At 30.6% G+C, this 6252-nt stretch carries 7 protein-coding genes; all 7 read left to right on the forward strand.

Annotation, left to right across the window (positions count from 1 at the left end):
* On the forward strand, positions 1-1471 hold a 1471-nt coding region (locus ACIQ0Q_RS09275), incomplete at its 5' end, for a hypothetical protein (RefSeq protein ID WP_395772654.1).
* A 3-nt stretch (positions 1472-1474) separates the two neighbouring features.
* On the forward strand, positions 1475-1825 hold the full coding sequence (locus ACIQ0Q_RS09280; RefSeq protein WP_395772655.1) for a hypothetical protein: 351 nt from the start codon (positions 1475-1477) through the stop codon (positions 1823-1825).
* Positions 1826-1845: 20 nt separating this feature from the next.
* Complete coding sequence (locus tag ACIQ0Q_RS09285; protein ID WP_395772656.1) at positions 1846-2166, forward strand: hypothetical protein; 321 nt, start codon at positions 1846-1848, stop codon at positions 2164-2166.
* A gap of 35 nt (positions 2167-2201) precedes the next feature.
* A complete protein-coding gene (locus ACIQ0Q_RS09290) occupies positions 2202-2489 on the forward strand; it encodes a hypothetical protein (RefSeq protein ID WP_395772657.1) in 288 nt (95 codons plus the stop codon).
* Positions 2490-2525: 36 nt separating this feature from the next.
* The gene (locus ACIQ0Q_RS09295) at positions 2526-2822 is read left to right on the forward strand and encodes a hypothetical protein (protein ID WP_395772658.1); all 297 of its coding nucleotides are present in this window, start codon (positions 2526-2528) and stop codon (positions 2820-2822) included.
* A 410-nt stretch (positions 2823-3232) separates the two neighbouring features.
* Positions 3233-5191 (forward strand): AAA family ATPase, encoded by a 1959-nt coding sequence (locus ACIQ0Q_RS09300; protein ID WP_395772659.1) that lies wholly within the window; start codon positions 3233-3235, stop codon positions 5189-5191.
* Positions 5178-6008 carry an HNH endonuclease gene (locus ACIQ0Q_RS09305; protein WP_395772660.1) on the forward strand — a complete coding sequence of 277 codons (831 nt, stop codon included), beginning with the start codon at positions 5178-5180 and terminating at the stop codon, positions 6006-6008. The genes ACIQ0Q_RS09300 and ACIQ0Q_RS09305 overlap by 14 nt, the downstream gene beginning before the upstream one ends.
* Positions 6009-6252 lie beyond the last annotated feature (244 nt).

Here is a 6252-nt window from a genome sequence, read left to right on the forward strand (position 1 = left end):
CTCCCAAAACAAAGGAAGTGGTAACTCCGCCAGCAGTGAGTTAGACAGCTGGGTAAGTCAATGCAACGCCAACAAAGACATACTAAATCTACAAGTAGGCGAAGAAGGAAACACCCAATCCTTCCAAGACCTAATCAAAGCCAACATAAACCAAGTCAAACAAACCTACCAAAGAGGAACCACCCAAGACTGCCAGTGGAACAAATACCCTTGGGAAAAAGGAAGTTGTGTACGAGAAGGAATAGCTGAAGGAGTATTCTACACAGGAGAAGCAATAGGCTATGTAATGGCTGTAGGAACAGCACCTCTAAACCTAGCAATAAGTGGAATACAATCCCTCTTCAACCAAAAACCAATCCACGAAAACATAGTTAACAACTTCACCAGTGTTCAAAACGGAGCCAGCAACGGAGCTAGAGCAGTTTTGAATGGAATTGGTACAGTAGCAGGAGCAGTTATCAATCTAAACGCCAATGCTTACAATCTAGTTGCTTCAATAGGACAAACAGCAGTTGGTTGCTTCAATGGACAACCATGCTCACTAGATCAAATCGGCAACAACTACGAGAACAACAAAAACTACCTTCAAGATAATTTTGGTTATGACATGGGAGATTGGAAACAAAATGCCTCCATAGTAGCAGTCACAGCAGCTGTGGTAGCAGCAACAGTATTTACAGGAGGACTGGCAACAACACTTGTAGCCGGAGCAATAGGAGCTGGAGCGGTGGCAACAGGAGTAGGACTGACAACTGCTTTTTTGGTTGGAAATGTGCTTAGTTATCTTGGAGGTTCTGTGATGAATGGAAAGCTTTTGGATCCTAAAGAGTTTGCTTGTGGGAATAAGGAAGCTAATGCGGTTGAGTGTGTTAGTTATCAAGGTGGTCAATTGCTTACTGGGGCTATCTTGACTGAAGGGATAGGACTAATAATACCAAAAGGCACAACAAAAATATCAGGTGTTACTAAGTCTATTGATGATCTTAAGAAGGTACCAGGCTATATTGACGATGTTGATGATATCAAATTGAAGAATGGAGGTTCTGGTACTTCAACCAAAGTTAATATTGACGGTGGTGAATATTTATTTGATGGTGAATTCTACTACAAAGATGGTAAGACTTTTCTTAGAGTTCTTGATCCTGATGGTAGTCTTAGTGCAGCTAAGGGGAAGATGGTGGAGGTAAATAATTATTATAGTCAAAAAATTGCACAACATTCTTATGAGAAGCATGCAAGTGAATTTCCTAATGTGAAATCATCAAAAGATTTTAAATCATTGATAGACAGAATAATTGAAAACCCTAGTGAAAAGACAATTTTGAAAAATGGTAAAACTTTATATTGGGATGATAATACAAAATCAATACTAATCATAAATCCCTATGATAATTTAAACGGAGGCACATTCTTTGTTCCTGCAAATGGTAAGCAATATTATTTAGACGAAATTATAAAAGGTAATTCATAGTATATGCAAAAAATAGTTAATTCAAATAGTAATAAGAAATTACCAATCACTGAGAAAGATCTTGAAATTATATTGAGCAGTTCAATGTTTATTGGAGAAGGTTTGCAAGATATACACTTAGATAAGTTTCTCTTAATAAATCGAAAAACAAATAATCATATATTTCACTCTATTTTAGATAATAAAAAGAAATTAGAATTAGAATTTTCTACACAAGAAATTGAAGTTATAATTCAATCTATAAAAAAAATTATAGACGTCGATGAACTCGGATCTATTGCAAGTGGTGAAAAAGGTTATGTTAGTAATGATGACGGTTATAAGCTAATCAAACATTTAGAAAGATTATTGTAGCTTTTCAATAAACAGCACTCATGTCTAAAATAATAAATACCAAAAAATCCATCGACCCTGATAAAGTTATTTTTGATGAGCTAATAAGCTTCTATGGTTTTAAAATTTCAACTTCTGATTTTAAACTTATAAAACACGAGTATAACGGATACGGTCATTATCTCTATTTTCAAAAAATTATTAACTTACCAAACGGAATTTATAATGATATTACTTTTACGATAGACGATAATATTTTGTGTGGTATTATTCTTTGGGTTGATGATGAGCAAGTTTTGATTGAGGTATACCCCTTGAATGGTGAAAAAATGCCCGAAAAATTTGCTATAAAAAAGTTTTAAATTGTCTAATTAATTTACTTTAAAATATGCAAAAAATGTTTATTGACAATGAGTGGGGTGTGGAAATTCCTATTGCCCAAGAAGATGGATCATATTTAAAAAATAAAGATCTAGACAATTTAAAATTAAGTATAAATTTGAAAAAATTAATTTTACTATGGTCTTTTGCTCGTCAAAATGAGTTAAATTGGCATAATCCAAATGATAACAGCACCTACTTACCTGAATATTATTTCGACTTTATACAAAAACTAGAATCAGAGATAATATTACAACTTAAAAATTACAACATTCAATTAATTGCAAATTTAAATAACCATTAATTTTTTGCATATATGAAAAAAGAAAAACTAAAAATAATGGCTGATTACAACTCGTCTGGTTTATGGTCTCCAGACTTTGATATTGATTTAGAAAGTTTAAAAAATAGCTTATCTTCTGAGTTGAAAATATATCTTCATCTTTGGATTGAATTTTATAATAATATAATTGACTGGGATGACCCAAACAATGAAAAATGGGATCCTAGAAATAATATTGATTATGAAAAATCTTTAAATGCTATTGAAATTTTAGTTTTTAATAAAGTCAAAGCCGAACTAGCTGATAAATACGATTTAATTTTTGTCTCATGGAACGAGATAAAACCTGAATAAATAATTATTAGCTTCGAATTAATTTTAATTAAAAAATATGTCCAAATCAAACATTCGACCCTACCTAATCGCCACAACCCTATTCCTAGTAATCCTTTTCGTTCAACCAACTATTTCTACAGGAAGTGAGATAGTATTTGATTATCTGATTAGATTTTTAATCTGTTTAGGTTTAGGATTTTTAATAAATAGGTTTTTACCTAAAAAGAAGTAATGACTTTTTAAGACACTTTTTTTGTTGACTGACTGAGTGGGTATAAATTTAATCTTGTTAAAACTAAAAAAATACACTTTTGGGTAAGCCCAATTTTATTTGAATAGACTACAAAACATAAGTTATTATTAGGCTTGAATTGACAAGTCATTCTTTTTTTGGCTGGGTTGAAATTGTAAAAACTTGAGCATAAAATATGACTTCTGAAACTAGCGAAGATGTTGCAAATTTAATTGATAAAAATAGCCGTCAAAAAATATTTGATTTATATAATATCATTCTTTTTAAATGGTACGGAAAGCTTGATGATGTGTCATTTCTAAAGAGATTAGAAGAGGTCTTTGAAATTGGTAACTTAAAATCTACAGACCTAAGATACGAATCTTTTTTGGATGATGTTTATAAGCATACTTTAGCTAATAGTGATTGGAATGATGACTGGATATTCACTGATTCTAGAATTGATTTATCAAATTGTAGCGATTCTAAATTTATCAAATTTATTGAGGAAACAATACATCCTGCTGTTAATGATGAGACTGAAACTGCTAAGTTTATACCAGAGCTTAGCAAAATATTAAATCCTTTAGGCTATTCACTAATCAACACTTCGGAAATTGGTGGTAAAAAAGTTTACTCAATCAAAAAAATTCACCTAACAAAAAATAAAACTGGAGGTTTTCAAGTTAAAATATATTTACTTGATGAAACATACACTTATTGGAAAAATATACAAGATCGACCTCGTTCAAATAGATATGAGTACCCTTCTTTACTACTATTTAAAGACGGTTGGAATGATTTTGGTTACAGTACATACTACCATGCTAAATTAATTTTAAACAGCAAAGATGATATAATAGATTTAGGATCTGTAAAAATACTAAATACAAGTGACACAAACTCAGAAATTGATAGTGGCAAAAATTCACTAAGTCTCAATTTTATCTCACTTGGTCAAAGTATTGATTATTACAAAAAATTATTTTCATTAGGCAAAATATATTATGAAACAATTTTGGAGTCTTTGCGTGATATTAGTTTTAAGACTGAGCTATACCAACGGAATAAAGATAATGAGGGATTAGCTAAGTCACTATTTCGCTTTCCAGAGGCTCAAAATGCTTTTGATGAGGCAAAGTTACTTTTTGGAGGAGAAAGTGCTAACGATAATTTTGAAAGATCTCTTGATTTTACTTTTGAATATTCACCTAGCTACTCAATTACAAATAATGCAGTTCAATTCAATTTCAAAAAAGATATTCTACCTCATAGAATAAATGTAATAATAGGCAAGAATGGGTCTGGAAAAACTAAATTTTTATCATCTCTGGTGAACAATTTACTCGATAATTCTCGAAATGAAACCTCGACTATTCCAAAATTTAACAAAGTAATGGTAATTTCTTATAGTATATTTGATCGATACGAAATGATCGAAAGTAGTGTATATAAATATTTTGGCTTAATAAAACCTAAAATTCTAAATAAAGATAATAATAATGATCAGATTGATACAGTGAGTCTTGAAGAATTTAAAGGTGCTTTTTTAGAAAGCTATAAAAATATACATGAAAATAATAGATTTTCTGAGTGGAAAAATATTGTTTCAAAGCTCATCCATGAAGTGGACGATAATTTCATCCAAAACATAGAAGAAAATTTTAGTAAACTAAGCTCAGGGCAGTCAATGTTATTGACTATGCTTACTAATATTATAGCATTTATTAAAAATAAATCAATTTTGATAATCGATGAACCTGAAACTCACCTGCATCCAAATGCTATTAATGATTTTGTAATTGTCTTAAACGAAATATTGGAAACCTTTAACTCGTATTCAGTGCTGGCAACTCATTCACCAATTGTAATACAAAGCATACCTTCAAAAAGAACTAATGTTTTTCAAAGGCATGAAGATTTATTGATGATTAGTAGTCTAGAACAAGAAAGTTTTGGTGCGAATCTAACTGAAATTACTAAAGAGATATTTGGAATTGCTGAAGGTGACGTATATTTTAAAAATTTGATCACTCAGCTCAAGAGTGAGGGTTATAATAAGAAACAAATACTAGATGCATTGAATAAAAATCTTAGTATTAATACAAGGATATTTTTAGAAAATATTTATAGCAGTGGTTATGATTATAAGTAAGCCGATCAATGCTGATAGTAGAAAAGTGTTAGAAGAAATACTTTTGAGTAAGTCTTCGATTGGTAATCTAGAAAAAGAATATATTCAGAAGTTACTTGATTTCAGATATAAAATATATGAAGAAAATACTACTTCTTTTACAAAAATTAGTCCTTGTAGCTTAGATGAATTATATAAAAAGTATATTTTGGATTTATATGACATTAAGACTGTTAGATTGGATGGATTAAGAGCAAGCATTTTTGAATCTAATCCTAAAAAATGTTTATATTGTGGGATTGATAAAGCTTCTGAAATTGACCATTATTTACCCAAAATTATTTACCCATCTTTCAGTATAAATCATCTGAATTTAATTCCTATTTGCACTACATGTAACAAATCTAAGTCAAATCGGATTTTTGATTCTGGAGATAATTCGAGGTTGTTTTTAAACATGTACTTTGATAAAATAAACAATTTTGAATTGGTCAGATGTAATCTTATAATAAATGATCAAAATTTATTACCGTGTTCTCAATTTATCATTAATAATAATTTACCCGAAAACATTCTAAAAGTAGCAATCAATCATATCACCAAGCTTAGTCTAATATCAAAGTTTAATAGTGCATCGTCAGAAAAACTTTCTGAGTTTATAGTTGGCTATAAAAATAATCCAACCAGTAATATTAATATACAAAAATCTTTAGAGAATCACATAAATGTAAAGTTGGAATTAGGAATAAACTACTGGGAATATATTTTGTATAAGCAAATGAATACTGAAAAATTTATTGACTTTGTTGTAAATTACTCGAATATGCGATCGGTTTGAATCTTTCTTAAAACCCCAAATCAACCCTCCCCACTCAGGGGAAACCGACAGAACGTAGTGGCTGGCGGAGGGGGTGGGGAAGCTGCCGTCGAGTATTAGGCAACATCTTTTGAAATTAACAGGTAGCGGGAATCATATTAAATAACGGTGAACCCTACACAAACTCCAGCCTATTTGGAAACTTAGGTAGAAATGGTCAAAGAGGAGGAACTTTAAAGACCTTAGATATTAATAATGATTCTGA

Origin of the sequence: Arenimonas sp. (assembly GCF_044348765.1) — a bacterium.
Lineage (GTDB): Bacteria > Pseudomonadota > Gammaproteobacteria > Xanthomonadales > Xanthomonadaceae > Arenimonas.

What these genes read in the sequence shown, in the direction of transcription:
- ACIQ0Q_RS09280 (WP_395772655.1), top strand. Translation starts at nt 1,475, where the DNA reads ATGCAAAAAATAGTTAATTCAAATAGTAATAAGAAATTACCAATCACT.
- ACIQ0Q_RS09295 (WP_395772658.1), top strand. Translation starts at nt 2,526, where the DNA reads ATGGCTGATTACAACTCGTCTGGTTTATGGTCTCCAGACTTTGATATT.
- ACIQ0Q_RS09305 (WP_395772660.1), top strand. Translation starts at nt 5,178, where the DNA reads ATGATTATAAGTAAGCCGATCAATGCTGATAGTAGAAAAGTGTTAGAA.
- ACIQ0Q_RS09285 (WP_395772656.1), top strand. Translation starts at nt 1,846, where the DNA reads ATGTCTAAAATAATAAATACCAAAAAATCCATCGACCCTGATAAAGTT.
- ACIQ0Q_RS09290 (WP_395772657.1), top strand. Translation starts at nt 2,202, where the DNA reads ATGTTTATTGACAATGAGTGGGGTGTGGAAATTCCTATTGCCCAAGAA.
- ACIQ0Q_RS09300 (WP_395772659.1), top strand. Translation starts at nt 3,233, where the DNA reads ATGACTTCTGAAACTAGCGAAGATGTTGCAAATTTAATTGATAAAAAT.